This is a genomic window from Serratia sp. JKS296 (assembly GCF_900215445.1).
In the GTDB taxonomy this organism is placed as follows: Bacteria; Pseudomonadota; Gammaproteobacteria; order Enterobacterales; family Enterobacteriaceae; genus Serratia; species Serratia marcescens.
Genome location: NZ_OCMX01000001.1, coordinates 3,586,712 through 3,613,135 on the forward strand (window position 1 = coordinate 3,586,712; position 26,424 = coordinate 3,613,135).

25 protein-coding genes are annotated in these 26,424 nt (G+C 63.6%); 8 read left to right on the plus strand and 17 right to left on the minus strand.

Features of this window, described 5'->3' with window-relative positions; genetic code table 11:
- The first annotated feature begins 97 nt into the window (after positions 1 to 97).
- Complete coding sequence (gene sseA, locus CRO23_RS17155) at positions 98 to 943, plus strand: 3-mercaptopyruvate sulfurtransferase (RefSeq protein ID WP_033640962.1); 846 nt, start codon at positions 98 to 100, stop codon at positions 941 to 943.
- Here sseA and CRO23_RS17160 read toward each other — a convergent pair.
- A complete protein-coding gene (locus CRO23_RS17160) occupies positions 940 to 1,809 on the minus strand; it encodes a LysR substrate-binding domain-containing protein (RefSeq protein ID WP_016928573.1) in 870 nt (289 codons plus the stop codon). The two genes, sseA and CRO23_RS17160, sit on opposite strands and share 4 nt — an antisense overlap.
- A gap of 105 nt (positions 1,810 to 1,914) precedes the next feature.
- Here CRO23_RS17160 and CRO23_RS17165 point away from each other — a divergent pair, with 105 nt between their 5' ends.
- The 5 genes from CRO23_RS17165 to CRO23_RS17185 all read left to right on the plus strand — a co-directional run bounded on the left by CRO23_RS17165 (position 1,915) and on the right by CRO23_RS17185 (position 4,969).
- The gene (locus CRO23_RS17165) at positions 1,915 to 2,484 is read left to right on the plus strand and encodes a DUF4865 family protein (protein ID WP_016928574.1); all 570 of its coding nucleotides are present in this window, start codon (positions 1,915 to 1,917) and stop codon (positions 2,482 to 2,484) included.
- Positions 2,485 to 2,560: 76 nt separating this feature from the next.
- Positions 2,561 to 3,796 carry an FAD-dependent oxidoreductase gene (locus tag CRO23_RS17170; protein ID WP_028128268.1) on the plus strand — a complete coding sequence of 412 codons (1,236 nt, stop codon included), beginning with the start codon at positions 2,561 to 2,563 and terminating at the stop codon, positions 3,794 to 3,796.
- Between the two features lie 68 nt (positions 3,797 to 3,864).
- Entirely contained in the window at positions 3,865 to 4,125 is a 261-nt protein-coding gene (locus CRO23_RS17175) for a type II toxin-antitoxin system Phd/YefM family antitoxin (RefSeq protein ID WP_016928576.1), read from the plus strand.
- A gap of 1 nt (position 4,126) precedes the next feature.
- Positions 4,127 to 4,432, plus strand: coding sequence for a type II toxin-antitoxin system RelE/ParE family toxin (locus tag CRO23_RS17180; protein ID WP_028127915.1), 306 nt, complete (start codon positions 4,127 to 4,129; stop codon positions 4,430 to 4,432).
- Positions 4,433 to 4,456: 24 nt separating this feature from the next.
- On the plus strand, positions 4,457 to 4,969 hold the full coding sequence (locus tag CRO23_RS17185) for a GNAT family N-acetyltransferase (RefSeq protein WP_016928578.1): 513 nt from the start codon (positions 4,457 to 4,459) through the stop codon (positions 4,967 to 4,969).
- A gap of 22 nt (positions 4,970 to 4,991) precedes the next feature.
- On the opposite strand, the gene CRO23_RS17190 is transcribed toward CRO23_RS17185, so the two are convergent.
- Positions 4,992 to 5,504 carry a DUF2165 family protein gene (locus CRO23_RS17190; RefSeq protein WP_033640967.1) on the minus strand — a complete coding sequence of 171 codons (513 nt, stop codon included), beginning with the start codon at positions 5,502 to 5,504 and terminating at the stop codon, positions 4,992 to 4,994.
- Between the two features lie 134 nt (positions 5,505 to 5,638).
- On the opposite strand from CRO23_RS17190, the gene CRO23_RS17195 reads away from it, so the two are divergent.
- Complete coding sequence (locus CRO23_RS17195) at positions 5,639 to 5,902, plus strand: type II toxin-antitoxin system ParD family antitoxin (RefSeq protein WP_004939442.1); 264 nt, start codon at positions 5,639 to 5,641, stop codon at positions 5,900 to 5,902.
- Positions 5,887 to 6,186 carry a type II toxin-antitoxin system RelE/ParE family toxin gene (locus CRO23_RS17200; protein WP_042783942.1) on the plus strand — a complete coding sequence of 100 codons (300 nt, stop codon included), beginning with the start codon at positions 5,887 to 5,889 and terminating at the stop codon, positions 6,184 to 6,186. Before CRO23_RS17195 ends, CRO23_RS17200 begins: the two co-directional genes overlap by 16 nt.
- A 7-nt stretch (positions 6,187 to 6,193) precedes the next feature.
- On the opposite strand, the gene urtE is transcribed toward CRO23_RS17200, so the two are convergent.
- The 15 genes from urtE to trpS form a co-directional block, all read right to left on the minus strand.
- The gene (gene urtE, locus CRO23_RS17205) at positions 6,194 to 6,892 is read right to left on the minus strand and encodes an urea ABC transporter ATP-binding subunit UrtE (RefSeq protein WP_079450946.1); all 699 of its coding nucleotides are present in this window, start codon (positions 6,890 to 6,892) and stop codon (positions 6,194 to 6,196) included.
- Positions 6,893 to 6,904: 12 nt separating this feature from the next.
- Positions 6,905 to 7,711 carry an urea ABC transporter ATP-binding protein UrtD gene (gene urtD, locus CRO23_RS17210; protein WP_015377102.1) on the minus strand — a complete coding sequence of 269 codons (807 nt, stop codon included), beginning with the start codon at positions 7,709 to 7,711 and terminating at the stop codon, positions 6,905 to 6,907.
- Complete coding sequence (gene urtC, locus CRO23_RS17215; RefSeq protein WP_016928582.1) at positions 7,708 to 8,784, minus strand: urea ABC transporter permease subunit UrtC; 1,077 nt, start codon at positions 8,782 to 8,784, stop codon at positions 7,708 to 7,710. The genes urtD and urtC overlap by 4 nt, the downstream gene beginning before the upstream one ends.
- Positions 8,784 to 10,364 carry an urea ABC transporter permease subunit UrtB gene (gene urtB / locus CRO23_RS17220; protein WP_097102541.1) on the minus strand — a complete coding sequence of 527 codons (1,581 nt, stop codon included), beginning with the start codon at positions 10,362 to 10,364 and terminating at the stop codon, positions 8,784 to 8,786. Before urtB ends, urtC begins: the two co-directional genes overlap by 1 nt.
- A 56-nt stretch (positions 10,365 to 10,420) precedes the next feature.
- Positions 10,421 to 11,689, minus strand: a complete 1,269-nt coding sequence (urtA, locus tag CRO23_RS17225; protein WP_097102542.1) for an urea ABC transporter substrate-binding protein — start codon at positions 11,687 to 11,689, stop codon at positions 10,421 to 10,423.
- 26 nt (positions 11,690 to 11,715) lie between these two features.
- Positions 11,716 to 12,435, minus strand: coding sequence for a GntR family transcriptional regulator (locus CRO23_RS17230; RefSeq protein WP_028128266.1), 720 nt, complete (start codon positions 12,433 to 12,435; stop codon positions 11,716 to 11,718).
- A 14-nt stretch (positions 12,436 to 12,449) separates the two neighbouring features.
- Positions 12,450 to 16,070, minus strand: coding sequence for an urea carboxylase (uca, locus tag CRO23_RS17235; protein ID WP_097103115.1), 3,621 nt, complete (start codon positions 16,068 to 16,070; stop codon positions 12,450 to 12,452).
- 2 nt (positions 16,071 to 16,072) lie between these two features.
- The gene (gene atzF / locus CRO23_RS17240; RefSeq protein ID WP_097102544.1) at positions 16,073 to 17,902 is read right to left on the minus strand and encodes an allophanate hydrolase; all 1,830 of its coding nucleotides are present in this window, start codon (positions 17,900 to 17,902) and stop codon (positions 16,073 to 16,075) included.
- Between the two features lie 223 nt (positions 17,903 to 18,125).
- Complete coding sequence (locus tag CRO23_RS17245) at positions 18,126 to 20,693, minus strand: putative mucin/carbohydrate-binding domain-containing protein (RefSeq protein ID WP_097102546.1); 2,568 nt, start codon at positions 20,691 to 20,693, stop codon at positions 18,126 to 18,128.
- A 177-nt stretch (positions 20,694 to 20,870) separates the two neighbouring features.
- Positions 20,871 to 21,335, minus strand: a complete 465-nt coding sequence (locus CRO23_RS17250; RefSeq protein WP_004939471.1) for a DUF1456 family protein — start codon at positions 21,333 to 21,335, stop codon at positions 20,871 to 20,873.
- A gap of 230 nt (positions 21,336 to 21,565) precedes the next feature.
- Positions 21,566 to 22,465 carry a phosphonate ABC transporter, permease protein PhnE gene (gene phnE / locus CRO23_RS17255; protein WP_016928589.1) on the minus strand — a complete coding sequence of 300 codons (900 nt, stop codon included), beginning with the start codon at positions 22,463 to 22,465 and terminating at the stop codon, positions 21,566 to 21,568.
- Complete coding sequence (gene phnE, locus CRO23_RS17260) at positions 22,462 to 23,325, minus strand: phosphonate ABC transporter, permease protein PhnE (RefSeq protein WP_016928590.1); 864 nt, start codon at positions 23,323 to 23,325, stop codon at positions 22,462 to 22,464. Before phnE (CRO23_RS17260) ends, phnE (CRO23_RS17255) begins: the two co-directional genes overlap by 4 nt.
- Positions 23,326 to 23,403: 78 nt before the next feature.
- The gene (gene phnD, locus CRO23_RS17265; protein ID WP_004939482.1) at positions 23,404 to 24,336 is read right to left on the minus strand and encodes a phosphonate ABC transporter substrate-binding protein; all 933 of its coding nucleotides are present in this window, start codon (positions 24,334 to 24,336) and stop codon (positions 23,404 to 23,406) included.
- Positions 24,337 to 24,377: 41 nt separating this feature from the next.
- Complete coding sequence (gene phnC, locus CRO23_RS17270; protein ID WP_004939485.1) at positions 24,378 to 25,211, minus strand: phosphonate ABC transporter ATP-binding protein; 834 nt, start codon at positions 25,209 to 25,211, stop codon at positions 24,378 to 24,380.
- A gap of 117 nt (positions 25,212 to 25,328) precedes the next feature.
- The gene (gene trpS, locus CRO23_RS17275) at positions 25,329 to 26,336 is read right to left on the minus strand and encodes a tryptophan--tRNA ligase (RefSeq protein WP_016928591.1); all 1,008 of its coding nucleotides are present in this window, start codon (positions 26,334 to 26,336) and stop codon (positions 25,329 to 25,331) included.
- Positions 26,337 to 26,424: the final 88 nt, after the last annotated feature.

The window sequence follows — 26,424 nt, forward strand, 5'->3', positions numbered from 1 at the left end:
GCTCCCGGCCCATTGCCTTTGACTGAACATCATACTTCATCCCCGCGCGGCCTGGTGTATAGTGAAAATCCGTTTTCACAACAGGCGAACAATAACGATGAACTCTCCGTTTCTGGTGACCCCTCAATGGCTTGCGCAACATATCAACGATGAAAATCTGGTGGTGATCGACGTCCGGATGTCGCCGGTGGGGCTAACGCCGAAAAAGGACATGCTTGCCGAGTTCGAACGCGGCCATATCCCCGGCGCGGTCTATTTCGACATCGACGACGTGGCGGACAAAAACACCGCGCTGCCGCATATGCTGCCGACGGCGGCGGAGTTTGGCGAGGCGGTGGGCAAGCTGGGCATCAGCGAGCGCGATACCCTGGTGATTTACGATGAGGGTAACCAGTTCTCCGCGCCGCGCGGCTGGTGGACCTTCCGCAATTTCGGCGCCCAGCATGTTTACGTACTGGACGAAGGGCTGAACGGCTGGACCGCGCAAGGCCAGGCGCTGGCAACCGGCCCGGCGCAGCCTGAACCGCAGACGTTCAACGCCCGGTTCAACGCCGACGCGGTGGTGGATATGCGGCAAGTGGAACAGGCGTTAGGCACGCCGGTGCAAATTCTCGACGCGCGCGCCGCGCCGCGTTTCCATGCCGAAGCGCCGGAGCCGCGCCCCGGCCTGCACCGCGGCCACATTCCCGGCAGCATCAACATTCCGTACGGCGAGCTGCTGGAAAACGGCCGCTTCAAATCGCTGGAGGCGCTGCGCCAAACCTTCAGCGACAAGGGGGTGGACATCAACGGCCCGATCATCACCAGCTGCGGCTCCGGCGTGACGGCGGCGGTGCTGGCGTTTGGCCTGCTGTCGCTCGGCGCGCCGCAGGTCAAGTTGTATGACGGCGCCTGGAGCGAATGGGGCCAGCTGAGCGGCAAGCAGCCGATCGCCCAAGATTAGGTTTCGATCCGCTCGACCACGATCTGCGCCAGCCGCTGCACGGCGGCCGAAGGCTGATCCTCGGCGCGGTGCAGCACCACGCCGAGCTGGCCGAGAGCGGGCAGCAGATCGGGGGCCAGCGGCGACAGGCCGGGCGGTAAGCCCGCCGCCGTGCGTACCGTAACGCCCAACCCGGCGCTCACCGCCGCCCACACGCCGTTCAGGCTGCGGCTGCTAAAGGCGATGCGCCAGGGAATGCCGGCGCGATCCAGCGCCTGCGTCGCCGCGCTGCGCATCAGGCAGGGCGCGTCGAACATCACCAACGGCAAGGGTTCGTCCCCTTCTCGCCACGGCGCCAGCGCGAAGCCGGGCGACGCGATCCAGTGCAGCTGCCGCTGTCCCAGCGCCTGATGAAACGGCGTGCTCAGACCGCCATCCCACGCCAGCGACAGATCCAGCTGGCCTTTCAGCACCCAGTCGATCAGCTCGGCATTACGCGCGATGCGCGCCTCGATCCTCACCTTTGGATTGGCGCGCGCGAAGCTGCCCAACACCTGCGGCAGAAACGTCTCGCCGAAATCCTCCTGCAGCCCCAGCCGCACCGTGCCCTGCAGATCCAACCCGCGCACCGCGGCGGCGGCTTCGTCATTGAGCTCCAGCAGGCGGCGCGCGTAACCGAGCAGGGTCTCCCCCGCCTCGGTCATCACCATGCCGCGTCCGGCCTTGCGCAGGATCGGCGCGCCGACCTGCTGCTCCAGCTTTTTCAGGTGGGCGCTGACCGCCGACGTCGAACGCCCCAGCCGTTCAGCCGCCTTCGCGAAGCTGCCCAGCTCGACGCCGGTGACGAAGCTGCGTAAATCCTCGAGATCGAACGTGATTCGCCCCATGCTGACCATCCTGATTTTCTGAACTATCAATCAAAATAATACCGATTTTACTAATAAAGATGGCGTGTCACGCTCTCCCGGTCAATGTCTTTCAGGAGAATCCTTATGCTCGCGATGCAATACCGTTTCACCCTGCCCGCCGATTACGACATGGCGATCGTCCGCCGCCGCATCGCCGATGTCGGCCACCGGCTCGACGCCTGCCCGCAGCTGATCGTCAAAGCCTATCTGTACGCGCAGCGCAGCGAAGGCAGCGCCGAGAATCTCTACGCTCCCTTCTACCTGTGGAACAGCGGCGCCGGCATGAGCGACTTTCTGATCGGCGAGGGTTTCAGGGGCCTCAGCCAGGCGTTCGGCTGGCCGCGCGTCAATCACTGGCTGCCGTGGCTGGCGCATTTCGATCGTCCTCATCTGGCCGAGGCCGCCTGGGCGACCTGTCAGGAAAGGGCCATCGCCCCCTACAGCGATCTGCCTGCGCTGCGTCGGCAACAGCAGGCGGCGCCCGGCGCGCTGGCCTCCATCGTGGCGTTCGATCCCGCCGAGTGGCGGTTAGTGCGGCTGGATGTCTGGCGTGAACCGCCGCAGGCGCGGCCGCAAAACGGTCAACTGTTCCGCGTCGGCCATCTGTCCGCGCCCTTTGACCACACTGCGCCGCGGGTTGACAGCCAAACTTGATATTGATAATCATTATCAAAATTGCATATTCATTTGCGGCTCGCGGGATGCGGGCCGCTATCCGGGGTCAACCGTCATGTCGTCATCACCAATCACACCTTACGCCACCACCTGCTGCATCGTGGGAGGCGGCCCCGCCGGGCTGATGCTCGGCTATCTGCTGGCGCGGGCGGGGATCGATGTGACGGTGCTGGAGAAGCACGCCGACTTCCTGCGCGATTTTCGCGGTGACACCATTCACCCGTCGACGCTGGAAGTCATGCACCAGCTGGGCCTGCTCGACGAACTGCTGACGTTGCCGCACCAGCGTGCGGAGTCCCTGCACGCCGAAGTCGCCGGGCGCGACATCAAGCTGGCGGATTTCACCCGCCTGCCGACGCGCTGCAAATTTATCGCCTTTATGCCGCAGTGGGAGTTCCTCAACTTTTTGGCCCAGCAGGCCGCCGCCTTCCCCAACTTCAGGCTGCTGACCTCGACGCAGGTTCACCAACTGCTGTACGACCGCGGCCAGGTGTGCGGCGTGCTGGCCGACACGCCGGAAGGCCCGATCCGCGTGCGCAGCCAGTTGGTGATCGGCACCGACGGCCGCAACTCGGTGGTGCGCGAACAGGCGGCGCTCAGCAGCCGATCCTTCGGCGCGCCGCGCGACGTAGTGTGGATGAAGCTCAGCAAGCAGCCGGGCGATCCGGCCTGGTCGATGGGCCACACCGGGCCGAAACAGAACTTCATCATGATCGATCGCGGCGACTACTGGCAGTGCGGCTATTCGATCGACAAAGGCAGCTTCGACGCGATCCGCCGCAGCGGGCTGGAGAAATTTTTGCTGCACCTCGCCGAGGTGGCGCCGTTCCAGGACGATCGCCTGCAGGAGATCGTCGAGTGGGATCAGGTAAAACTGCTGAGCATTCGCATCGATCGTCTGGATCGCTGGGCCAAACCGGGGGTGCTGTGCATCGGCGACGCCGCGCACGCCATGTCGCCGATCGGCGGCGTGGGCGTCAACCTGGCGATTCAGGACGCGGTGGCCGCCGCCAACGCTCTGATCCCGCCGCTGCGCCAGCATCGGCTGCAGCTGAAGCATCTGCTGAGCGTGCAGCGCCGGCGCGAATTTCCCACCCGGGCCATCCAGTTTCTGCAGATCAAAATGAGCCAGCGCAAACCGGGCGAACGCCGCGCGGCGGGCGGCTCGCGCCTGATCGCCCGCGTCGGCAACAGCCGCTGGCTGCCGCGCCTGTTCGGCCGCATCATCGGCCTCGGTTTTCGCCGTGAAACGCCGCGGCATCTGTCCAACGAAACCTGCCCGCCGGAATAGCATTGGTGATTTTTTCATCGCGCCGTATAATGGTTAAATCGAACGATTTAATTAACTGGAGCGATTAAATGTACGCACTCACCGCGAACGAGGCCAAAACCCAATTCGGCGATTTGCTGCTCAAGGCGCAGCGTGAACCGGTGCAAATCAATCGCAACGGCAAACCGGTCGCCGTCGTCATGTCTGTAGAAGATTACCAGGCGCTGGAAGATCTCAAATTAAGCGCACTGCAGCAAAAAATCGCGCAGGCTACCGCCGAGGAAGACGCCGGTAAGGCGGTAGACGGCGATGCCTTCTTCAACCGTCTGCTCACCGATGAAACAGACTGAGATGCCCGCGTTTCGCCTCACCCCGCAGGCCCAACAAGATCTGCTGGCTATTCGTCATTTCACCATCGAGCACTGGGGCCAAGCGCAATCTCGCCGCTATCTTGAGCAGTTGAGAGAGGTCATGCATCATTTGGCAGATATGCCGGAAGCGGGTAAAGCTCACTTCCACGATCTGGGCGAAGAGATACGCAGTTTTCCTTACGCCAGCCATAGGATCTACTACCGCAACCGCCCTGCCGGCATCACCGTTCTCGCCATTCTGCATCAGGCGATGGTGCCTCACCGGCATCTGGAACAACGGCTGTAATTTTTCTTACTCAAAGGGGCACTGATGTTCACCGTTCGTCAGGCATTGCTGGAAGATTTAACCCTGGTGCGCGATATCGGCATCCGCACCTATCGCGCCCACTTCGGTGAGCTGTGGCGCTACCCGCACGAGCTGGAAGCCTTTCTGGCGGAGGATTTTTCCGTCTCCGCACTGGAACGGACGCTGCGCGATCCCGACGTGTGCTGGCTGTTGGCCTATGAGAATGACGCCCTCGTCGGCTATGCGCGGCTCAACGTCGACAGCCTGCTGGCGCCAACGCAAACCCGCGGCGCAGAGCTGCAGAAAATCTATTTTCTGCCGGGCCATGCCGGCAACGGCTATGGCCAGCGCCTGTACGAACAGGTGCAGCTGCGGGCCATCGAGCGCCGGCAAAAAACGCTGTGGCTGGAAGTGCTGCAACGCAACACCCGCGCCCAACGTTTTTATCAGCGTCAGGGATTGAGCATTTGTGGCGAGACCTGCTACACCAGCGCCCAGGGCTCGATAGGCATCTGGTATATGAGCAAGGCGCTGTAACCGCGCCCCGCTCCGCCGTCGTTTAGCGCGGCTCCCGCTGCAGCATCAGGAACAGCAAGGCAAACGCATTGGGCGCCAGGTAGATCAGCGCCCCCAGCTGCACCGCCAGCGGATCCTTCTTGGCCTGCCAGGCCATGAACCAGTCGCCGGCGACCACCATAAAACCGACGCCCCACACCGCAATTGCGCAAAGCGCCCCCAGCATCGCCCAGGCTTTGCCCTTGGCGAAGGCGGCATAAGGGCCTTTCAATCGCCCGATCATCAGCGCCACGCCCGCGGCCGCGAATAGGCCGGCCAGCGTTTCCAGCGTGGTGATGACCGCCAACCCCAACATGCAGGCCCAGTCGGCGCGGATCGCGCGCCACATCAGCCCCGGCGTTTGATAAGTATCCTGCATGGCGAGCAGCGGCCCCACCGCATTGCGCGCGGTGCCGGCGAAATCCGCCGTATTGTTCAACAGGCTAAACAGCCCCCACAGGGCCGGAAACAGAGACAGGACGATGCAACCGAGGCGTGACACAGTGATTTCGTTCATGGTTATCCTTAATGAATAAACGGGTGGCTCCCGTCCTCATGACGGGACCGCTATTGAGATCCTGATAGTTTGACGTGCACAATGTAAGAACTAATCTTACAATGACGCAGCATAGCCGAAAGTGAGGAGGAACAATGGGCAGAACACTAACGGTAGATCTGGGTGACGAACTGCGTAGCTTCGTCGAAGACCTGGTGGCCAGCGGCGATTACCGAACGCCCAGCGAAGTCATCCGCGAATCCGTGCGCACTTTGCGCGAACGTACCGCCGCCTCAAAACTGGAAGAGCTTAGGCGCTTGATCGCCGAAGGAGAGAACAGCGGCGAAGCCGTCGAATGGGATCGTGATGTGTTCATGGAAAGAATACGGAGCAAAGCAAAAGGATGCGCAGGAGAGTAACCGTTCGTCCAAAAGCGTTGGACGATATGGAAGAGATCTATTTTTACGGGTTGGCGCACTTTGGCTTGCAGGTGGCCGAAGATTATCTGCGCCGCCTGCATCAGGCTTTCGATAACCTTAGCCACCACCAACTCGGCAAAAACATCGATGCAATCGGCCCCGGCCTATGGGTATTGCCCGTCGCCAACCACCTGATTTATTTTCGACAGCACAGGCGGGAGGTGAATATCATCAGAGTGCTGCATCATTCCCGCGATCCGCTCAGCCAATCCTTTTTCAGCTGACCCAACGTTAAATCGCCACCAGCCCGCGGACGCCGTCCTGTTCCATATTGCTGCCGGCGCCGCGCTGCACGATGCTGCCGCGCGACATCACCAGATAGCTGTCCGCCAGATCGGCGGCGAAGTCATAGAACTGCTCCACCAGCAGGATCGCCATATCGCCCCGCGCCGCCAGCTGTTTGATCACCGCGCCGATCTCCTTGATCACCGAAGGCTGGATCCCTTCCGTCGGTTCGTCGAGGATCAACAGCTGCGGCCGGCAGGCCAGCGCCCGGCCGATCGCCAGCTGCTGTTGCTGCCCGCCAGAGAGATCGCCGCCGCGCCGATCCTTCATTTGCCGCAGCACCGGAAACAGTTCATAGATCGGATCCGGCACCGCGCGCGCGTCGGTGCCGGAAAAACGCGCCAGCCCCATCAGCAGATTTTCCTCCACCGTCAGGCGCGGAAAAATCTCCCGCCCCTGTGGCACATAGGCGATACCCGCCTGCACCCGCTGATGCGGCTTTTTACCGGTGATGGCTTCGCCCCGCCAACGGACGCTGCCGCTGCGCGCCGGGATCAGCCCCATCAGGCATTTCAGCAGCGTGGTCTTGCCCACGCCGTTGCGCCCCAGCAGGCAGGTCACCTCGCCGATGCGCGCCTCGAACGACAGGCCGCGCAGAATGTGGCTGCCGCCGTAATATTGATTCAATTCCTCTACCTGCAGCATGATTACGCCTCCTCAGCGCCCCAGATATACCTCAATAACTCGCTCATCGGCCTGCACCTGCGCCAGCGATCCTTCCGCCAGCACCTGCCCCTGATGCAGCACCGTCACGCGATCGGCGATGGTCTCCACAAACCCCATATCGTGCTCCACCACCATCAGCGAATGCTTGCCCGCCAGCTCGCGGAACAGTTCGGCGGTGTAGTCGGTTTCGGCGTCGGTCATGCCGGCCGCCGGCTCGTCGAGCAGCAGCAGGTGCGGCTCCTGCACCAGCAGCATGCCGATCTCGAGAAACTGTTTCTGCCCGTGGGACAGCAGCCCGGCGGGCCGGTGGCGTTCATGCCCCAGCCGCAGGGTCTTCAGCATCTCGTCGATGCGGTCGCGCTGTTCGCTGCTCAGGCGGGCGCGCAGGCAGGCCCACACCGACTTACGGGTTTTCTGGGCGATCTCCAGATTTTCGAACACCGTCAGCGCCTCGAACACCGTCGGTTTTTGAAACTTGCGGCCGATGCCGGCGTGGGCGATCTGCATCGGTGCCAGCCGGGTCAGATCGACGGTCTGATCGTAAAACACCCTGCCGCTGTCCGGCCGGGTCTTACCGGTGATCACATCCATCAGCGTGGTCTTGCCGGCGCCGTTGGGGCCGATCACGCAGCGCAGTTCGCCGACGCCAATGCGCAGCGACAGATCGGTCAGCGCGCGAAAACCGTCGAAGCTGACGTTGACGTTGTCGAGCTGCAGCACCGGATCGGTTTGCTGCCGGTATTTATCCGCCGGCAGCGGGTGGGTAAACAACTCGTCGGTCACTTGCATCGCTTTCATGAGGTTTTCCTCCGGCGCAGCAGGCCGATCACCCCTTTGGGCAGAAACAGCGTGACGACGATAAACATCAGGCCGAGGAAGAACTGCCAGTATTCGGGAATGGCCATGGTGAACCAGCTCTTGGCGCCGTTGACGATGCCGGCGCCGAGCAGCGGCCCCACCAGGGTGCCGCGCCCGCCGAGCGCCACCCAGATGGCGGCCTCGATCGAGTTGGTCGGCGACATTTCGCCGGGATTGATGATGCCGACCTGCGGCACATAGAGCGCGCCGGCCAGCCCGCACAGCACCGCCGACAGCGTCCAGACGAACAACTTGAAGCCCTTCGGATCGTAGCCGCAGAAGGTCAGCCGGTTTTCCGCATCGCGCACCGCGGTCAGCACCCGGCCGAACTTGCTGCGCGCCAGGGCAAAGCCGATGGCCAGGCTGGCGGCCAGTAGCAGCACCGTCGCCAGGAACAGCGCCACCCGCGTGCCGGCGGCGGTGATGGGAAAGCCGAGCAGCGTGGTGAAACCGGTAAAGCCGTTATTGCCGCCGAAGCCAGTCTCGTTGCGAAAGAACAGCAGCATGCCGGCATAGGTCAGCGCCTGGGTCATGATCGAGAAATACACCCCTTTGATTTTCGAGCGGAAGGCGAAGTAGCCGAACAGGAAGGCCAGCAGGCCCGGCACCAGCACGATCAGGCACAGCGCCCAGGCGAAATGCTGGGTGCCGCTCCAGAACCACGGCAGCTCATTCCAGGAGAGGAACGCCATAAACGCCGGCAGCCCGTCGCCCGCCGCCTGCCGCATCAGGTACATGCCCATGGCGTAGCCGCCGAGCGCGAAGAATAGCCCGTGGCCGAGCGACAGCAGCCCTGCATAGCCCCACACCAGATCGAGCGCCACCGCCACCACCGCGTAGCACAGGATCTTGCCCGCCAGCGTCAGGGTATAGGTGGACACCGCCAGCGGATGATCCGCCGGCAACAGCGTCATGAACGGCATCACCAGCAGCGCCAGCAACGCCAACCCGCCGATGCTCAACGCCAGCCGGGGCGCTTTCTGCACGCCGGTTACGGTCAATGGTTGGCTCATCAGTCAATCACCCTGCCCTTAAGGGCGAACAGCCCCTGCGGACGCTTTTGAATAAACAGAACGATCAGCACCAGGATCAGGATCTTGCCCAGCACGGCGCCGATCTGCGGTTCGAGGATCTTGTTGACGATGCCGAGACCGAAGGCCGCCGCCACCGTCCCCGCCAGTTGGCCGACGCCGCCGAGCACCACCACCAGGAACGAGTCGATAATGTAACCTTGCCCCAGCTCCGGCCCGACGTTGCCCAACTGCGACAGCGCCACCCCGCCAAGCCCGGCGATGCCGGATCCCAGCCCGAAGGCCAGCATGTCCACCCGGCCGGTGGGCACGCCGCAACAGGCCGCCATCGCGCGGTTTTGCGTCACCGCGCGCACGTTCATGCCGAGCCGGGTCTTGTTCAGCAACAGCCAGGTCAACGCCAGCACCAGCAGCACGAACGCGATCACCGCGATGCGGTTCCACGGCAACACCAGATTCGGCAACAGCTGCACGCCGCCCGACAGCCACGCCGGGTTGGCGACCTCGACGTTCTGCGCGCCGAACAGCACCCGCACCAGTTGGATCAGCACCAGGCTGATGCCCCAGGTGGCCAGCAGGGTTTCCAGCGGCCGGCCGTACAGGTGGCGGATCACCGTACGCTCAAGCGCCATGCCGATCCCGGCGGTGATGGCGAACGCCACCGGCAGCGCCGCCAGCGGATAGAGCGCCAGCCACTGCGGCGCAAATTGCTGAAACACCCCCTGCACCAGATAGGCCGAATAGGCGCCGAGCATCAGCATTTCGCCGTGCGCCATATTGATGACGCCGAGCAGGCCGTAGGTGATCGCCAGGCCGAGCGCCGCCAGCAGCAGGATCGAACCGAGCGACAGGCCGCTGAACGCCTGGCCGAGCAGATCGCCGATCATCAGGCGGTGCTGCACGCGCTGCAGGCTGCGTTGCGCCTCGGCGCGCACCGCGGCGTCCGGCTCATTGGCCGCGTCGGTCAACGCCTGCAGCCGCGCGCGGGTTTCCGGCTCGCCCGATTCCCCCAGCAGCCGCACCGCATTGAAACGCACCTGCGGGCTGGCATCGGCCAATTGCAGGTTCGCCAGCGCAATGCTCAGCGCGTCGCGCACCTGCGGGTCTTTCTCCTGCGCCAGCCGCCGGGTCAACAGCGGCAGCTGCTCGCCCTGCGCTTCGCGCTGCAGCGCGGTCGCCGCCTGCAGCCGCACCGCCGCGTCCACGCTGACCAGCCGCTGCGCCGACAGCGCATTGGCGATCAGAATGCGCAGCCGGTTGTTCAGCCACACCTTCTTCGGCTCGCCAACCGGGGCCGCCTCACCTTCAAGCGGCAGATAGCGATCGCCCTGGCGGATAAAGGCGCGCTTCGCCTCGTCGATCGCCACGGTTTCCTGCTGCAGCCCCTGCAGCAACGGCAGGCGCGCAGGATCCGGCTCGGCCGCCCACGCCTGCAGCAGTTTGGCCTGCTGCGCGCGATTGGCCGCCGCGAACTCATCGGCCGGCCCGGCCTGCGCCAGCAGGGGCCAGGCGCACAACAGCCACAGCCCGGCGCGCAGAGAGGATAAAAACGGAGATTGCATCAGCTGCCTCTTCTGTTGGGCCGGCGCGCGTCGAGCCGCGCCGGCGCTGAGTGACGTTACTTGCCGCCTTTCACCGAGTAATCCGGTTTTTTGTCGTTGCCGGCGATATAGGGACTCCACGGCTGCGCGCGCACCGGCGCTTCGGTCTGCCACACCACGTTGAACTGCCCGTTGCCCTCGATTTCGCCAATCATCACCGGTTTGTGCAGGTGGTGATTGGTCTTGTCCATGGTCAGCGTGAAGCCCGACGGCGCGGCGAAGGTTTGCCCGGCCATCGCGGCGCGCACCTTATCGACGTCGGTAGTGCCGGCTTTTTCCACCGCCTGCGCCCACATGTGGAGGCCGACGTAGGTGGCTTCCATCGGATCGTTGGTCACCGCGGTGGCGTAATTCGGCAGATTGTGCGCCTTGGCGTAGGCTTTCCACTGGCTGACAAACTGTTTGTTGGTCGGGTTATCCAGCGATTCGAAGTAGTTCCAGGCCGCCAGGTTGCCCACCAGCGGTTTGGTGTCGATGCCGCGCAGCTCTTCCTCGCCGACCGAGAAGGCGATCACCGGCACGTCGGTGGCCTTGACGCCCTGGTTGGCGAGTTCTTTGTAGAACGGCACGTTGGAATCGCCGTTGATGGTGGAGATCACCGCGGTGTTGCCGCCGGCGGCGAATTTCTTGATGTTGGCGACGATGGTCTGGTAATCGCTGTAGCCGAACGGCGTATAGACCTCTTCGATATCCTTGTCCTGCACGCCTTTGCTGTGCAGGAAGGCGCGCAGGATCTTGTTGGTGGTGCGCGGATAGACGTAATCGGTGCCCAGCAGGAAGAAGCGCTTGGCGCCGCCGCCATCCTCGCTCAGCAGGTATTCCACCGCCGGGATCGCCTGCTGGTTCGGCGCCGCGCCGGTGTAGAACACGTTCGGCGACATCTCTTCGCCTTCGTATTGCACCGGGTAGAACAGCAGTCCGTTCAGCTCCTCAAACACCGGCAGCACCGACTTGCGCGACACCGAGGTCCAGCAGCCGAACACCGCCGCCACCTTGTCCTGGCTCAGCAGCTGGCGCGCCTTTTCGGCGAACAGCGGCCAGTTGGAGGCCGGATCCACCACCACCGGCTCCAGCTTTTTGCCGAGCACCCCGCCTTTGGCGTTGATCTCGTCGATGGTCATCAGCGCCACATCCTTCAGCGGCGTCTCGGAAATCGCCATGGTGCCGGAGAGCGAACTCAGAATGCCGACCTTGATGGTGTCGGCGGCCTGCGCGCTCCAGGCCAGGCCCATGCCGATCGCGGCGGCGGACAGCGCAAAAGCTTTGATAAAACGACGACGTTGCATAGTTCAAACTCCCGATGTGTGTGAAATCAAAATTGTTGCGCCGAGCGCGCAGGCTGCTGAGCCCGCGCCTGGTGCAACATGTGCAGCGTTATTTTTCGTACCTCTGCCTTGCTGACGGCGATGTGCTCGCCGAGCAGCGTTTGCGCCGCCCCGCTTTGCCGCCGCAGGATCGCCTGCAAAATGGCGGCGTGCTCGCGGTAGGTGGCGTCCACCCGCGCCTGCTGGGTGAAATCCAACCGGCGAATGATGCGGATCTTTTCGGTCAGTTCGCGGTGAATGCGCGCCATTTCGCCGTTGCCCGCCGCGGCCACCAACGCCTGATGAAACTGCTCATCGTGCTGCGACACCGCCTTGCCGTCCGCCAGGCGCGGCGCTGCGGTCCAAAAATGGCTCAGCGCCGCCAGCGCGTCCGGCGTTTCCCCGGCCGGGCGTTCGCACAGCCGTTTCACCGCCTCTTGTTCCAGCACGATGCGCAGGTCGTACAGCTCTTCGAAGTAGGCGAAGTCGAACGGCCGCACCTGCCAGCCGCTACGAAACAGCACCTCGACATAGCCTTCGCGCTCCAGCCGAAACAGCGCCTGACGCACCGGCGTGCGGCTGGCCGCCATGCGCTGCGCCACGTCGCTTTCGCTGAAGCGATCGCCCGGCAGCAGGCGAAACTCGAAGATGTCGGCCTTGAGCTGCAGATAAATGCGCTCCGCCAGCCCCTCCGGGCGCGCCTTGTGCTCTCCGTTGGTGATTTGCATCATCGCTCCTCCGTTCAGACCACCTTTTCCAGCCACAGCAGGGCGTCGCCCGGCCCGACCGGCCGCCCCTGCCGGCAGCTGATGCGTTTAACGATCCCGGCGCGCGGCGCGGTGACCGCCAGCTCCATTTTCATCGCCTCGACCACGATCAGCGGCTGCCCGGCCGCCACCGCCTGCCCCGGTTCCACCAGGATCTTCCACACGCTGCCGTTCAGATCGGCGCTGACCAGATCGCCGTCGATGGCGTCTTCTTCCTCCGGCGGCAACAGCTGCGCCTCGGCCTCGTCGTCATCGCTGCGCCAGCGCGCCACTTCGGCGCTGAACGCCTGTTGCTGGCGATGCTGGAAGTCGGCGATCGCCTCGGCGTTATCGGCCAGGAAGCGGGTGTAGGCGGCGAAGTCGAACTCGCTCTCTTCGATGCGCACCTGCATGCGCCCTTCACGGAACGCTTCGCGCTGCGCGTCCAACTCTTGCTCGCTGACCGGATAGAAGCGCACCTGATCGAAGAAGCGCAGCAGCCAGGGTTCACCGGCGGTGAACTGCGGGTTTTTGAGAAACTTGTTCCAGATCGGCAGCGTGCGCCCCACCAGCTGGTAACCGCCCGGCGAGTCCATGCCGTAGATGCACATGTACATGCCGCCGATGCCGACCGTCCCTTCGGCGGTGTGGGTGCGCGCCGGGTTATATTTGGAGCTCAGCAGGCGATGGCGCGGATCGAGCGGCACCGCGCAGGGCGCGCCGAGGTAGACGTCTCCCAGCCCGAGGATCAGGTAGCTGGCGTCGAACAGAATGTCGCGCACCTGCTCGCGTTGGCTCAGACCGTTGATGCGCTGAATGAAATCGACGTTGTTCGGCAGCCAGGGCGCCGAGGCGCGCACCGTCTGCTGATAGCGATCCACCGCCCCCAGCGTGGCCGAATCCTCGAACGCCATCGGCAGCCAGACGGTGCGCGTCGGCACCTTCAGGCGGCTGACGTCCCCCAGCGCCCGTTCGCGCGCCAGCAGGCGCTGCAACAGGTCGGCCTGGCTTATCAGCCGGCTGTCGTAGCGGATCTGCAGCGAACGCACGCCCGGCGCCAGCTCCGCTACACCCGGGATCGCCTCCTGCCGCAGCGACTGCATCAGCAGATGTATGCGCAGCCGCAGCGCCAGATCGAGCACATTGTCGCCGTACTCCATCAGGATGTAGCCGTCCCCCGCCTGGCGATACGCCACCGCCGGGCGCCCGTCCGCCGCCGGCAGCGCCGCCAGCACCGCGGCGGAAACGGTCTCCGCCGGGGCCAGATCCGGCGGCGGCAGGGTGATGGCCTTCACCGCCGCCAGCGCTTCGATGCTGCCGAGCTGCGCCTGCTCCAGCGACTGCGCCTGCCGGAAGCCGATCGGATGGAACCGGATGCGGTCGCCCGGCTTCACCTGCCCCACTTTCCACAGTTCGGCCTTGGCGATGGTCACCGGGCAAACGAAGCCGCCAAGGCTCGGCCCGTCGCGGGTCAGGATCACCGGGAAGTCGCCGGTGAAGTTGATGGCGCCGATGGCGTACTCGCAGTCGTGCACGTTGGAAGGATGCAAACCGGCCTCGCCGCCGTCCTCCCGCGCCCACTCGGGCTTCGGCCCCGCCAGGCGCACTCCGAGGCGGTTGGAGTTGTAATGCACCTGCCAGTCGGTGGCGAAGAAGGCCTCTATCGATTCAGCGGTGAAAAAGTCCGGCGCGCCGTGCGGCCCGTACAGCACGCCGATGTGCCACTGGTCGCCGTAGTGCGGGATCAGGCTGTCATCCATCGCCTGCGGCGCGGCGATCGGCGCCGGCGTAGTGCAGGCCGCCAGCGCCGGTTGGGCGATCGCCAGCATGTCCGCCACGCGCAAGGTGCGCCCGGCGTGGCCGCCGAACTGGCCCAGCGCGAAGGTGGAGCGGCTGCCGAGATACACCGGCACGTCAAAGCCGTTGCGTACCGCCAGATAGGTGCGGCAGCCGTGCGTGGCGCGCCCCAGCGTCAATACCTGCCCGGCCCGCACCGCGATCGGCCGCCAATATGCAACCGCCTCGCCATCCAGTTCGGCCGGGCAGCTCGCGCCCGTCAGCGCGATGGTGGCGTCGCAGTGAAAGCGCAGCGTCGGCCCCTGCAGGGTAAACTCCAGCCCGGCCGCCGCCGGGTGGTTGCCGACGATGCGGTTGGCCAGCCGAAACGCGAAGTCGTCCATCGGGCCGGACGGCGGCACGCCGATGTCCCAATAGCCGAGGCGGCCGGGATAATCCTGCACGCTGCTGTAGGTGCCGGGTTGCAGCACTTCGAGGCAGTGCGGCTGGAAACGCAAATCGTCCAGCAGGCGCGTCCAGACGTCGCCGCGCTGAAATTGCGGCGTGGCGATCACCTGTCGCAGATAGTCGAGGTTGGTGGCGATGCCGTGCAAACGGGTCGCCGCCAGCGCCACGCGCAGTTTTTCCAGCGCCTGCGCCCGATCGGCGCCGTGCACGATCAGCTTGGCGATCATCGGGTCGTAAAACGCCGACACTTCGCTGCCGGTCGCCACCCAACCGTCGAGGCGCACGTCGTCAGGGAAATGCACCTCGGTCAGCACGCCAGGGCTGGGCTGGAAGTTTTTCAGCGGATCTTCGGCATAGAGACGCACTTCGATCGCCGCGCCCTGCGGCGCGCGTTGCAGCGCCGCCCAATCCAGCGCGTCGCCCGCCGCCACCTGCAGCATGCATGCGATCAGATCCAGGCCGGTGACCATTTCGGTGACCGGGTGCTCGACCTGTAAGCGGGTGTTCACTTCCAGAAAGTAAAACTCGTCACGCGCGGCGTCATAGATAAACTCTACGGTGCCGGCACTGCGGTAATTCACCGACTCGCCCAGCGCCACCGCCGCCCGATGCAGCGCCTGGCGAGTCGCCGCCGGCAGGTGCGGCGCCGGGGTTTCCTCCACCACCTTTTGGTTGCGCCGCTGCAGCGAGCAGTCGCGCTCGCCGAGCGCCGCCACCCGCCCCTGGCCGTCGCCGAAAATCTGCACCTCGACGTGGCGCGCCCGATCGACGAAGCGTTCGATAAAGGCGCCGGCGTCGCGGAAGAACTGCTCTCCCAGCCGTTTGACGCTGTCGTACGCGTCGCGCAGCGCCGCCTCGTCGTCACAGCGCGTCAGGCCGATGCCGCCGCCGCCGGCGGTGCTTTTCAGCATCACCGGGTAGCCGATGCGCGCGGCGGCCGAGACCGCCTGCTCAACGCTCTCCAGCAAGCCGGTGCCCGGCGTCATCGGCACCCCGGCCAACGCCGCCAGCTCGCGCGCCCGGTGCTTGAGGCCGAACTCGCGCATCTGCGCCGCCGTCGGGCCGATAAAGGCGATGCCCGCCGCTTCGCAGGCGTCGGCAAACTCGGCGCTCTCGGACAAAAAGCCGTAGCCGGGGTAGATCGCCTGCGCGCCGGTGGCCACTGCCGCCGCGAGGATCTTGTCGATGCGCAGGTAGCTGTCGGTGGCCTTGTCGCCGCCGAGCGCCACCGCCCGGTCGGCCTCGGCGACGTGCGGCGCATTGCGGTCGGCGTCGGAATAGACCGCCACGCTGGTTACGCCCAGGCGTTTCAGGGTGCGAATGGCGCGGCAGGCGATTTCGCCGCGGTTAGCGATCAGTACGGTAGTAAACATGTTCATGCCCCCTTAACGCTGGCGAGATAGTCGCGCCAGCCGCCAAACTCAGTGATATCCGTCGCGTCTTCCAGCGCCCAGGCTTCGCAGATAAACCCCTTCACCCGCCGGCCGTCCGCCAGCAGCAGCGTGCCGATGCCCAATGGCGCCGGAATTTCCGCCACAAACTCGCCGAAACGGGCCAGCGGGATGTCCCACAGCTCAACGCGGATCGCCGCCCCCTGCGCCGCGCGCGCCAGCCCCGGCTTCGGCGGCTCGGTATCGGCCAACGCGTACAGGCGGTAACAGGGAGCGGTGACGGTTTGTTCCACCCGCACCGCGTCGCGCTGCGTCAGCTGGACGTTGAGCGGCATGCCGCTGAGGTGAGCGCCCACTACCGCCAGACGCACATGCCCTGTGGACGGCGCAGGCACAGGCTGCGGCGGCAATGCCCGCCCGATGGCCCCGAGCGGCAAGGCGCTTTGCCGTTGCCAGCGCAGGCCAAACGCCGCCAGCGCCCGGTCATGCCAGGCGGGCGCAATCAGGGTGATGCCCGCCGGCAGGCCGTCTTCGCGCAGCGGCCCCGGCAGCGCCAGCGCGCTCAGATCGGCCAGGTTGGTGAAATTGGTGTAAGTGCCGAACTGCGAATTGAACAGCACCGGCTCCTGCGCCATCTCCGCCAGGGTGCGGATAGTGGGCGCGGTCGGCACCACCAGCGCGTCGAACGGCGCCAGCCGCTGGGCGATTTGCCGCGCCAGCTCGGCGCGCAGGTATTCCGCCTTGTAGGCGTCGCAGGCGCTGTAGCCGAGGCCGTTGCCGACGATGCCGCGCACCACCGGATCGATGGCCTGCGGGCTCGCTTCCAGCACCTGCTCAATCGCCACGGTGCGCTCCGCCACCCAGGGGCCGTAATACAGCTGTTCCGCCAGGGTGCGAAACGGCGCGAAATCGAGGGGTTCCAGCGTGGCGCCGCCCGCCCGCAGTTGCGCCAGCGCCTGGTGAAACGCCCGCTCGGCCTGCACGTCGCCGAAAAACTCCAGCTGGGCGGGAACGGCGAAACGCGGCGCGGCGGGGATATCCGCCGGCGCGGTATGCGGATCGGCGCGGGAATACGGGTCTGCCGCGTCAAAGCCGCTCGCCAACTCCGCCACCTGCGCGGCGTCGGCCACGGTCAACGCGAAGACCGACACCGTATCGTTCAACCGGCAAGCCGGCACCACGCCGCGGTTGGATAACCGCCCCTTGGTCGGCTTCAGCCCGACGATGTTGTTGAACCCGGCAGGCACGCGTCCCGAACCGGCGGTGTCGGTGCCCAGCGCGAACGGCACCAGGCCGCGCGCCACCACCGAGGCGGAGCCGGAACTGGAACCGCCGCTGACGTAGCGGCTGTCGAAGCTGTTGACCACCGCGCCATAAGGTGAGCGGGTGCCCACCAACCCGGTAGCGAACTGGTCGAGGTTGGTTTTACCGAGGGCGATCGCCCCGGCGGCGCGCAGGTGGGCGACCACGGCGGCATCCGCCGCGGCCTGGTAGGTGAACACCGGGCAGGCGGCGCTGGTCGGCCAGCCGCCGACGTCGATATTGTCTTTGATGGCGAAGGGCACGCCGAACAGCGGCAGGCGGCTGAGATCGCCGGCGACCGCCGCCAGCCTCTGTGCCAGCTGCCGATACTGCTGCTCGCGCTGCGCCGGCGTGGCGAGATACAGCCAGGCGTTATCGTCCGGGTTCAGGCCGGCGACCAACGTTTCGATCGTCGCACTGACGCAGGCGAGGCGCTCGCCCGCCGGGCGGGTTTGATAATGGTGCTGCCATTCACTGAGGGTAAAACCGCACGCTTCAACAGGTTCGCTCATCGACTGAATTCCATCTGGTACACAAGATGGGATTCAACAGAGCAACCGGCGTGCCAATTTTTAATCTCATGATTTCAATAAATTATAATTAAAACTTATGACGGCGGCGGCAAACGGGCTGCACCAGCGGCGCGCAGCGGGAGAACAAAAAGAGTGCAATGGCGGGATGACGCAGAGGAAAAACCGGGGCGACGACACTCGCCGCCCCGCAGGCCGATGTGGCTCAGTCGTTGATGCGTTTCAAACCGACCGGCGTAATGCAGTAGGTCTGTTGCTTGCCCTTCTCCGCCAACCGCAGGTGCTGCATTTCGTTGACGATCGCCAGACGGCTGTCCGGCTCTTCATGCCGCAGATGGATCACCTCACCGCCGTAGCCTGACAACGGCAACACCCAAGTTTTCGCCGGTTGATTCTGGCTGCCGATGACGTCGTAACTGAGCACGATGTTGCCGTCCGCATCCGTCACGCTGAGGAAGGCGTAGCTGTCGGCAAAGTAGTGGTGAGCAATCCCCGCCGCCAGCGTGACGGTAACGGTTTTCTTCACCAGATCGACGGCGCAGGTCAGAAACTGGCGATCGCCAATCCCTTTGCACGCCACGGTAAACGCATTGCCGACGTGAGCGCCCGGCGGCGTATTGTCGACCGGCAGGCAATCCCGATAGGTCGCCAACAATGACTCGCGCTGCGGCTCGGCAAAGGCGCCGATCGCCAGATAAATATCATCCTTGAACGACGACGACGGCGCGTAGTAAGCCGGCAGCAGGTGGCGCAAACGCTGCGCCGCCTGTTCCAGGCGCGCCAGCAGCGCTTGCTCGGGATCGCCGGGCAACGCCGGATTTTTCAGCCCGCGGGTTTCGATACGCAGCACGTTGGTTTTGTTTTTGTTATCGATGACGCCGGCCGCCGCCGGATTCAAACGCACCCGGCTCGGCTCCACATGGTAAATCTCGATGTCATCGCCCTCGGCAAACGGCAGCTCGTCATGACTTAACGTAGCCTGAGTGCCCTGAATCTCCTTGCTGAAGCGCACCGCGCCCTGCCGATCGCGCAGCGTCACCCGGGCATAGGTTTCACCGGGGAAGTAGGCGTGCGGCGTGGTGCTGGTCACGTCAACCACCACCGCTCCTTTGGCGCGATCGACGACCACGGTGGCGAAGACCGCATCGCTCAGGCCCAACAGGTTGATCTCCTGCGAAACGATCGGCGAAGCGGCTTTGCGCTCGAAGCGAAGCGTCACCGCGTTTTTCCCCTGCTTCACCGTCAGGTAACCCGCCGTCGGCCGATATTTACGATCTTTGCCGGTCGGCAACCGCAAGGTATACACGCCGATCGGCAGCGCAGTCAGCGCCAGGGTCGGCGCGTCGATACGGATTTTGTGGGCATAGCGCGCCCCTTCCATCAGGATTAGGTCTTCACCGTAGATCTGCGCAAAGTCATCGATATCCAGACTCAGGGTGACGTCGCCTTTCAGCCCGCTGGCCTTGAGCTGGCAGGAATCGACCAGCCGCAGCGAGGAATCCAGTTTCAGCTGCGCCTGCACCGCCGGCAGACTCTGCGCGTCCACCAGTTGATACAGCGGATACACCGCCTTGGCGTGGCTGAACGCGTTGCGATCGCGCTGCGCTTGGGTGATCACGCCGCCGGTCAGCTCGACGAACGGCGTCACATCGATTTGCTCACCAGCCGCGGCAAAGCTTGCCGACAGCAGGTCCAGCAAGGCATGTTCCGACGGCACGAAGCCCGGCGTATTGCAGCTTTGACGATATTGCTGATTAAAGTGCGTGAAGGCGTTCTTGCCTGCCTTGTCGACCATCAGCATCGCAAAGAACAGCTTGGAGCGCAGATCCCACTGGTTGAGCGGCGTGCCCTGAGCGATCAAATCGATGATTTTCTTCTCGACGCCGGCCGCGTTGCCGTAGTTATACAGCCACCCCTCCTGGTATTTGCGTTCCCCCAGCATCACGTCCTGATAGCAAGCGGCATAAATATTGTTCCACATCTCACCGGTGGAGAAATATTTGTCGCCCATAAAGTGCCCCTGATAGCCGTGCGCGATCTCATGCAGGCTGCCCCAGTTGCTGTCTTTCGGCGTCAGCCAGAAGCTGCTGACCGAGTTGCTGGTTTCCGCCGTCCAGCGGCCGCCGTAATACGCGGCGCCGGCGCCGTGCTTATCGGCCTTCATAAAGTAGCGGTTGCGAATATTGCGATCGGATTCGTGTTCAGCCTCGAACGAGACGCCGGTCAGCGCATTGTAGAAAGTGAAAATGCGATCGTAGTAGGCGATCAGCCCGTCGATGTTTTTCGCTTCGCCCAGCGACTTCAGCGCCGGTTTACTGAATTTCGGCACCAGCAACACAGCGTACTCCGCATCGACCAGGGCAAACTCGGCGTCCCGCTCGTCCCAGCGGGCAAAGAACGCGGCTTCGTTTTCGCCACGGCGATAAACCGGCAGCGCTTTTGCCGTGTCCGGATACTCGAACTCCAGCGCCGGCTCGCCCTGCCCATACGGCGTATCGATGAACGGCACCGAGACGGCATTGATCTGGGCCTCGACCCAGCTCGCGCCGACGCTGAATTCCGCCTCCGTTTTGCTGTCGTCATTCAGCAAGCGCAGCGTTAACTTGCCGGTAAACGCCGCGTTGGTCTGGCGTACTCGCAGCACCTGCCCGGCGGCGAGAATGATGCCCAGATGCTGGCGATCGTGATCGATGCCCTTGCTCATGCCCGCCGCATCCAGCCAGACCGGCCGGGTCAAGGTGTAAAGTGATTGGGTTTTCGTGATGGTTGGCATCCTGCTTTCCTCATGGTTTGGGTGACTGAATTGACCATGAGAAAGTAACCGGACGGGCGGCACGCCCACCATCAATGGCGGATGGCTGAGGGCCAGTACAACAACGGCGGGCGGGAGAGGGGCAATAAAAAAGGCGCAACCTTGCGATTGCGCCTGATGTTCGGTGAACGCTGCGCGTTACTCGCCGCGAACGCGCTGCGCCAGCCCTTTGAGGAAGTAGCGCAGCATCTGATCGCCGCACGGGCGGTAGTTCTTGGTGCCCTCTTTGCGGAACAGCGCGCTCAGCTCCGGCTTGGAGATGCGGAAGTCCACCGCGGTGAAAATCTGGTGCATATCGGTGTCTTTCAGCTCGAACGCCACGCGCAGCTTTTTCAGCACCAGGTTGTTGGTGATCGGCAGTTCAACCGCCGGCGCCGGGAACTTGTCGTCCTTGCCGCGCTTGAAGAACACCAGGCCGTTGAGGAAGTGCGCCATCACTTCGTCCGGGCACTTCTCGTAGCCCGGCTCGCCTTCTTTGATCACGTAAGCGTCCATCGCCGACACCGCCACCTCAAAATCGTCCAGTTTGATAATCTCGACCATTTTGGCGTTGTTAATGCTCAGCATATAGCGCACGCTGCGCAGCACGTCGTTGTTCATCATGGGATTGCATTGCCTTATTTGTCTAACGGGGACGTGCGCATTGTAAAAAAATGCCCCATACCCAAAATAATTGGAGTTGCATCGCGGCGGCAAATTTGTAAGCCCCCAGAGCATAGTTAACTATGTGACCGGGGCGCGCAAATGCAGCCAACAAAGAGGCAGCTCCAAGTATGACGGGTATGGCCGCACACCTTGAATGTGCGGCAGTATAGGGATCGGCAAGGGGTTTCTCAATCGATTTGGCTTTTTTGCTGATACAGCGGGATGTCTTCGCCGATGATGTACTTGTTGCGCAGCATTGACGAGACCTTGTCCATGATCATCACCACCACCACCAGGATCAGAGTGATGAACATCACCACGTCCCAGTTCCACAGCCGCATGTTCTCCGCGTACACCAGGCCGATGCCGCCGGCGCCGACGAAGCCCAGCACCGCCGCAGAGCGGGTGTTGGACTCGATCTGATACAGGCTGAGCGCCAGGAAGGTGGGGAACGACTGGGTGAAAATGCCGTAGCGGTGCTTCTGCAACCCGTTGGCGCCCACCGCCGTCAGGCCGCGGCTGGGGGACTTGTCCACCGCCTCATGGCCTTCGGCGTACAGTTTGCCCAACAGCCCGACGTCCTGCATCACGATAGCCAACACCCCGGCGAGCGGCCCCATGCCGACGGCGCGCACGAAGATCAGCCCCCAGATCGCCATGTCGATGCCGCGCAGCACGTCCAGCAAGCGGCGCACCAGCACCGAAATCGGCCGCAGCAGCGGCGTCGACATCACGTTACGCGCGGCGAAGAACGACAGCGGCAGCGCGATCAGCGACGCGGTGATGGTGCCGGCGAACACGATGGCGATGGTGATGCCGATCTGCTGGAAGTAGTACATGAACGGCCAGTTGGTGAAGTCGTGCCAGACGAACATGCGCAGGAAATAGCGCCCCAGCTGCTGGCAGCCGTTGATAAACTGCGGCCAGCTAATGCCGAAGACCAGGAAGAAGAACACGTAGTACAGCACGATCGCCAAGGCGATCAGGCCGACGGTGCGCAGGTAGCGCCCCTGCTGCGCGAAGATCGCCGGATGCTGCTGTTTTAGCTGGCGCAGCGTTTCCGCCGACGCCGGAGTGCCCGCTGTCATTTTGCCCCCTCCACCACGCGCTTGCGCAGCTCGCCCGACACGTAGTCGAGCACGGAAACCACCACGATGATCAGCAGCAGCGTCATGCTGACCTGATCGTAACGGTCGAGTTTAATGTTGGTCATCAGCTCCTGGCCGATGCCGCCCGCCCCCACCAGCCCCAAAATGGTCGACTGACGGAAGTTGATCTCCAGCCGCATGAAGCTGTAGGAGAGAAACACCGGCTTCACCTGCGGCCACAGGCCAAAGCGCATGCGCTGCAGCGGCGTAGCGCCGCAGGCCGCCAGCCCACGCACCGGTTTGTTGGAGGCGGTTTCGATCGATTCGTAGAACAGCTTGGTCAGGCTGCCGATGGTGTGCAGCGCCAGCGCCAGGAAGCCGGGAATGGCGCCGATGCCGAACGCCATCACGAACATCACCGCCCACGCCAGCTCCGGCATGGTGCGCAAGAACGCCACCAGCGTGCGGATCGCCAGCCGCACCGAGGCCGGGGTATAGGTGTTGCCGGCCGCCAGAAACGCCAGCACGGTCGCCACCAGCACCGAGAAAATGGTCGCCGCCAGCGCCAGCTGCAGGGTCTCCCAGATCAGCGGCAGCTGGATGTTCAGGCGATAGCCCCAGTAGGCCAGCGAGCCTTCGGTACGCCCATCGGCGAACAGCAGGTTCCAGTGCAACGTCGGCACGGTTTCGGCCAGATAGTCGAAGAAGTGCGGAATAGACACCCAGACGGTGTGCAGGTTGAACTCGGCGAGGTTGCCGGCGCCCAGGTACAGCACCACCAGCCCGAGCGACCACAGCAGCGCTTCGCGCTTTTGCTTGCTGCGGATCCGTTGGTAATAGTGTGCGAAATCGGTATTCAAAGCAGGTCTTCCATCTTGATGGAACAAGGGGTTCAGCATGCTGAACCCCTTCATTCGAACGGCCGAGGCAGCCGGGAATTAACGGTCGCCTTTGGTCAGCTCGCGCTTCATATCGATGATGGTCTGGTATTCCGCCAGGGTAGTGTCGCCGATGTGCTGTTTGCCGCCCATCGCTTTGATAAAGCACGCGTGATCGTCTTTATCCAGCTTCTTGATGGCGGTGACCACTTTGGCCTTGAAGTCGGCCGGCAGCGAGTTGCTCACCAGGATCGGGCCGTTCGGGATCAGCGGCGACTGCCAAATGATGCGGATCTGCTTCATCAGGTCCGGGTGATCCATGCGGATCATGCGGGTGAACGCGCCGCTGGTGTAGCCGGTGTTGTAGTCGCCAATCATCGACGCCCAGGTCACCGCGCCTTCGAACTGGCCGTTCAGCACGCCGAGGATGTCCTGCTCGTGGCCGCCGGAGAAGGTGACGCTGGAGAAGGTGTTGTTGTATTTGTTGTCGACCGTGCCGCCGAACAGCTTTTTAAACGCCTGGTTCGGGATCAGGAAGCCGGAGGTCGAATCCGGATCGGCGAAGCCGATGGCCTTGCCTTTCAGGTCTTCCAGTTTCTGGTACGGGCTGCCGGCCTTCACCACCACCACCGAGTGGTAGCCGCGCGACTGGTCAACGTCGTCGACCGCGATGCCGACGATGTCCACCGCTTTCGGATCCTTGATGTAGACCGAGGCGAACGACGACGGCGACATGCTCAGCACCAGGTCAATCTTGCCGCCCAGCAGGCCCTGGATCACGCCGGAATAGTCGGACGAGTTGCGCAGCTTGGTATCGACGTTCAACTCTTTGTCCAGGAACTGCTTCACGCATTGGTTATCGCCGATCTGCTGGGTGGCGTTCTGGCCGCCGAGAATGCCCAGGTTCAGCTCTTTCGGCGCATCCGCTGCGGCAGCATTAAATACCATCATCGCGCCGGCCATCAGGGTGGTCAGACTCAATACTTTTTTCATCAGGTGTGCCTTGTGTGTAAAGGGTAAAGGTCAAAAGTGCTTCAATGGATCTGATTGGCTTCTTCGCCATACAGCTGGTGCAGGATCCGTTCGTTCAGTTGCGAAGGATGCCCGTCAAACACGATCTTCCCGTGGGCGATGCCGATCACCCGCGAGCAATACTCTTTCACCAGTTCGACCGAGTGCAGATTCACCATCACCGCGATGCCGTCTTCGCTGATTTTCTGCAGCGCGTCCATGATGCGGCGGGTGTTTTTCGGATCGAGCGACGCCACCGGCTCATCGGCCAGCAGGATTTGCGGGTTTTGCATCAGCGCACGGCAGATGGCAACGCGCTGCATCTGGCCGCCGGAGAGGTGCTCGGCGCGCTGCAGCGCGTGCGGCAGCATGTTGAGCCACTGCAACAGCTCGATGGCGCGAGCGCGGTCGGCGTCATCGAACAGTTTGAAGAAGGATTTCAGGGTGGAGGTGTGGCTCAGGCGGCCCAGCAACACGTTGGTCATCACGTCCAGCCGCGGCACCAGGCAGAAGTCCTGGAAGATCATGCCGCAGCGCGCGCGCCACTGGCGCATCTGGCGGCCGGCAAGCTGGGCGATATCCTGCGCCACGCCATCGTCTTCGAAGTGCAGCATCTCGCCGCAGCTGGAAGGAATGGTGCCGTTGAGGGTATGCAACAGCGTGGACTTGCCCGCGCCGGAGCGGCCGATCACCGCCACGAATTCGCCGGCGTGCAGATCGAAATTGATGTCATCCAGCACGCGCTGCTGCGCTTTGTAAGCTTTGCCGAGCCCCTTTACCGATAACACTTTGCGGGATGCGGCGGCGTGCTGCCCTGGGAACTCGTGCTGCGCCAATTTTAACAGTGCCTGAGCCATATGATTTCTCTGGTTTCAGTGGCTAATCATTATGGGCACCTATTAACGGATAAGTTTATGACAGTGGGATGATGGTTTTATGGCCGGGGCGTGACGCGTGCCGCCCCGGTGTACGCCTCACGCCACGGTGAAGAAGTCCAGCCCCAGCGCCGCCTTGACCTGCTGCAGCGTCCGCTGGCTGACCTGATGCGCGCGGAGGGTGCCGTGCTGCAGGATGCGCGTCAGCTCGCCTTTATCGGCGATGAATTCGGCGCGGCGGGTGCGGATCGGTTCGAGCAGGCTCTGCAGACAATCCTCCAGCAGCCGTTTGATCTTCACGTCCCCCAACCCGCCGCGGCGGTAGTGCGCCTTCAGTTCCGCCACCAGCGCGGCGTCTTCGCAAAAGGCGTCCAGATAGGTGAACACCATGTTGCCCTCCACCCGGCCGGGATCGCTGACGTTGAGATGGCCGGGATCGGTGAACATGCTCATCACCGCCTTGTGCACCTCGTCGGCGCCGGCGCCAAGCGGGATGGCGTTGCCGCGCGATTTCGACATTTTGCCCTGCCCGTCCAGCCCCGGCAGACGCCCGACGTTGCTTAACAGCGGCTGGCACTCCGTTAATATCGGTTGGCCGACGATGTGGTTGAAGCGCCGCACGATCTCGTTGGTTTGCTCCAGCATCGGCAGCTGATCCTCGCCGACCGGCACGTGGGTGGCGCCGAAGGCGGTGATGTCCGCCGCCTGGCTGACCGGATAGATCAGAAAACCGGCCGGCAGGCTGCGGGCGAAATCCTTCTCGGCGATTTCGCTTTTCACCGTCGGGTTGCGTTCCAGCCGCGCCACGCTGACCAGATTGAGGTAGTACATCGTCAGCTCGGCCAACGCCGGCAGCGCCGACTGCAGGCAAATGGTGGTCTTGTGCGGATCGATGCCGACCGCCAGATAGTCGGCCACGACGTTGAGCACGTTGGCGCTGATTTTTTGCGGGTTGTTGCCGTTGTCGGTCAGGCCTTGCAGATCCGCCACCATCACCGTTTGGTTATGCTGGTGCTGCAGTGCGACGCGCTGGCGCAGCGAGCCGACGAAGTGGCCTAAATGCAGTGGGCCGGTGGCGCGATCGCCGGTAAGAATGGTGTAGCTCATGACAGTGCTCCTGAAGGTCTATAGACCGCCGGATCAACGCCACAAAAAATAATGCCGCCAAACCGGCGGCATTAAAAAGAGATGTGAA

Coding starts and splice junctions, on each gene's coding strand:
- sseA (WP_033640962.1), top strand. CDS start 98: ATGAACTCTCCGTTTCTGGTGACCCCTCAATGGCTTGCGCAACATATC.
- CRO23_RS17160 (WP_016928573.1), bottom strand. CDS start 1,809: ATGGGGCGAATCACGTTCGATCTCGAGGATTTACGCAGCTTCGTCACC.
- CRO23_RS17165 (WP_016928574.1), top strand. CDS start 1,915: ATGCTCGCGATGCAATACCGTTTCACCCTGCCCGCCGATTACGACATG.
- CRO23_RS17170 (WP_028128268.1), top strand. CDS start 2,561: ATGTCGTCATCACCAATCACACCTTACGCCACCACCTGCTGCATCGTG.
- CRO23_RS17175 (WP_016928576.1), top strand. CDS start 3,865: ATGTACGCACTCACCGCGAACGAGGCCAAAACCCAATTCGGCGATTTG.
- CRO23_RS17180 (WP_028127915.1), top strand. CDS start 4,127: ATGCCCGCGTTTCGCCTCACCCCGCAGGCCCAACAAGATCTGCTGGCT.
- CRO23_RS17185 (WP_016928578.1), top strand. CDS start 4,457: ATGTTCACCGTTCGTCAGGCATTGCTGGAAGATTTAACCCTGGTGCGC.
- CRO23_RS17190 (WP_033640967.1), bottom strand. CDS start 5,504: ATGAACGAAATCACTGTGTCACGCCTCGGTTGCATCGTCCTGTCTCTG.
- CRO23_RS17195 (WP_004939442.1), top strand. CDS start 5,639: ATGGGCAGAACACTAACGGTAGATCTGGGTGACGAACTGCGTAGCTTC.
- CRO23_RS17200 (WP_042783942.1), top strand. CDS start 5,887: ATGCGCAGGAGAGTAACCGTTCGTCCAAAAGCGTTGGACGATATGGAA.
- urtE (WP_079450946.1), bottom strand. CDS start 6,892: ATGCTGCAGGTAGAGGAATTGAATCAATATTACGGCGGCAGCCACATT.
- urtD (WP_015377102.1), bottom strand. CDS start 7,711: ATGAAAGCGATGCAAGTGACCGACGAGTTGTTTACCCACCCGCTGCCG.
- urtC (WP_016928582.1), bottom strand. CDS start 8,784: ATGAGCCAACCATTGACCGTAACCGGCGTGCAGAAAGCGCCCCGGCTG.
- urtB (WP_097102541.1), bottom strand. CDS start 10,364: ATGCAATCTCCGTTTTTATCCTCTCTGCGCGCCGGGCTGTGGCTGTTG.
- urtA (WP_097102542.1), bottom strand. CDS start 11,689: ATGCAACGTCGTCGTTTTATCAAAGCTTTTGCGCTGTCCGCCGCCGCG.
- CRO23_RS17230 (WP_028128266.1), bottom strand. CDS start 12,435: ATGCAAATCACCAACGGAGAGCACAAGGCGCGCCCGGAGGGGCTGGCG.
- uca (WP_097103115.1), bottom strand. CDS start 16,070: ATGTTTACTACCGTACTGATCGCTAACCGCGGCGAAATCGCCTGCCGC.
- atzF (WP_097102544.1), bottom strand. CDS start 17,902: ATGAGCGAACCTGTTGAAGCGTGCGGTTTTACCCTCAGTGAATGGCAG.
- CRO23_RS17245 (WP_097102546.1), bottom strand. CDS start 20,693: ATGCCAACCATCACGAAAACCCAATCACTTTACACCTTGACCCGGCCG.
- CRO23_RS17250 (WP_004939471.1), bottom strand. CDS start 21,335: ATGATGAACAACGACGTGCTGCGCAGCGTGCGCTATATGCTGAGCATT.
- phnE (WP_016928589.1), bottom strand. CDS start 22,465: ATGACAGCGGGCACTCCGGCGTCGGCGGAAACGCTGCGCCAGCTAAAA.
- phnD (WP_004939482.1), bottom strand. CDS start 24,336: ATGAAAAAAGTATTGAGTCTGACCACCCTGATGGCCGGCGCGATGATG.
- phnC (WP_004939485.1), bottom strand. CDS start 25,211: ATGGCTCAGGCACTGTTAAAATTGGCGCAGCACGAGTTCCCAGGGCAG.
- trpS (WP_016928591.1), bottom strand. CDS start 26,336: ATGAGCTACACCATTCTTACCGGCGATCGCGCCACCGGCCCACTGCAT.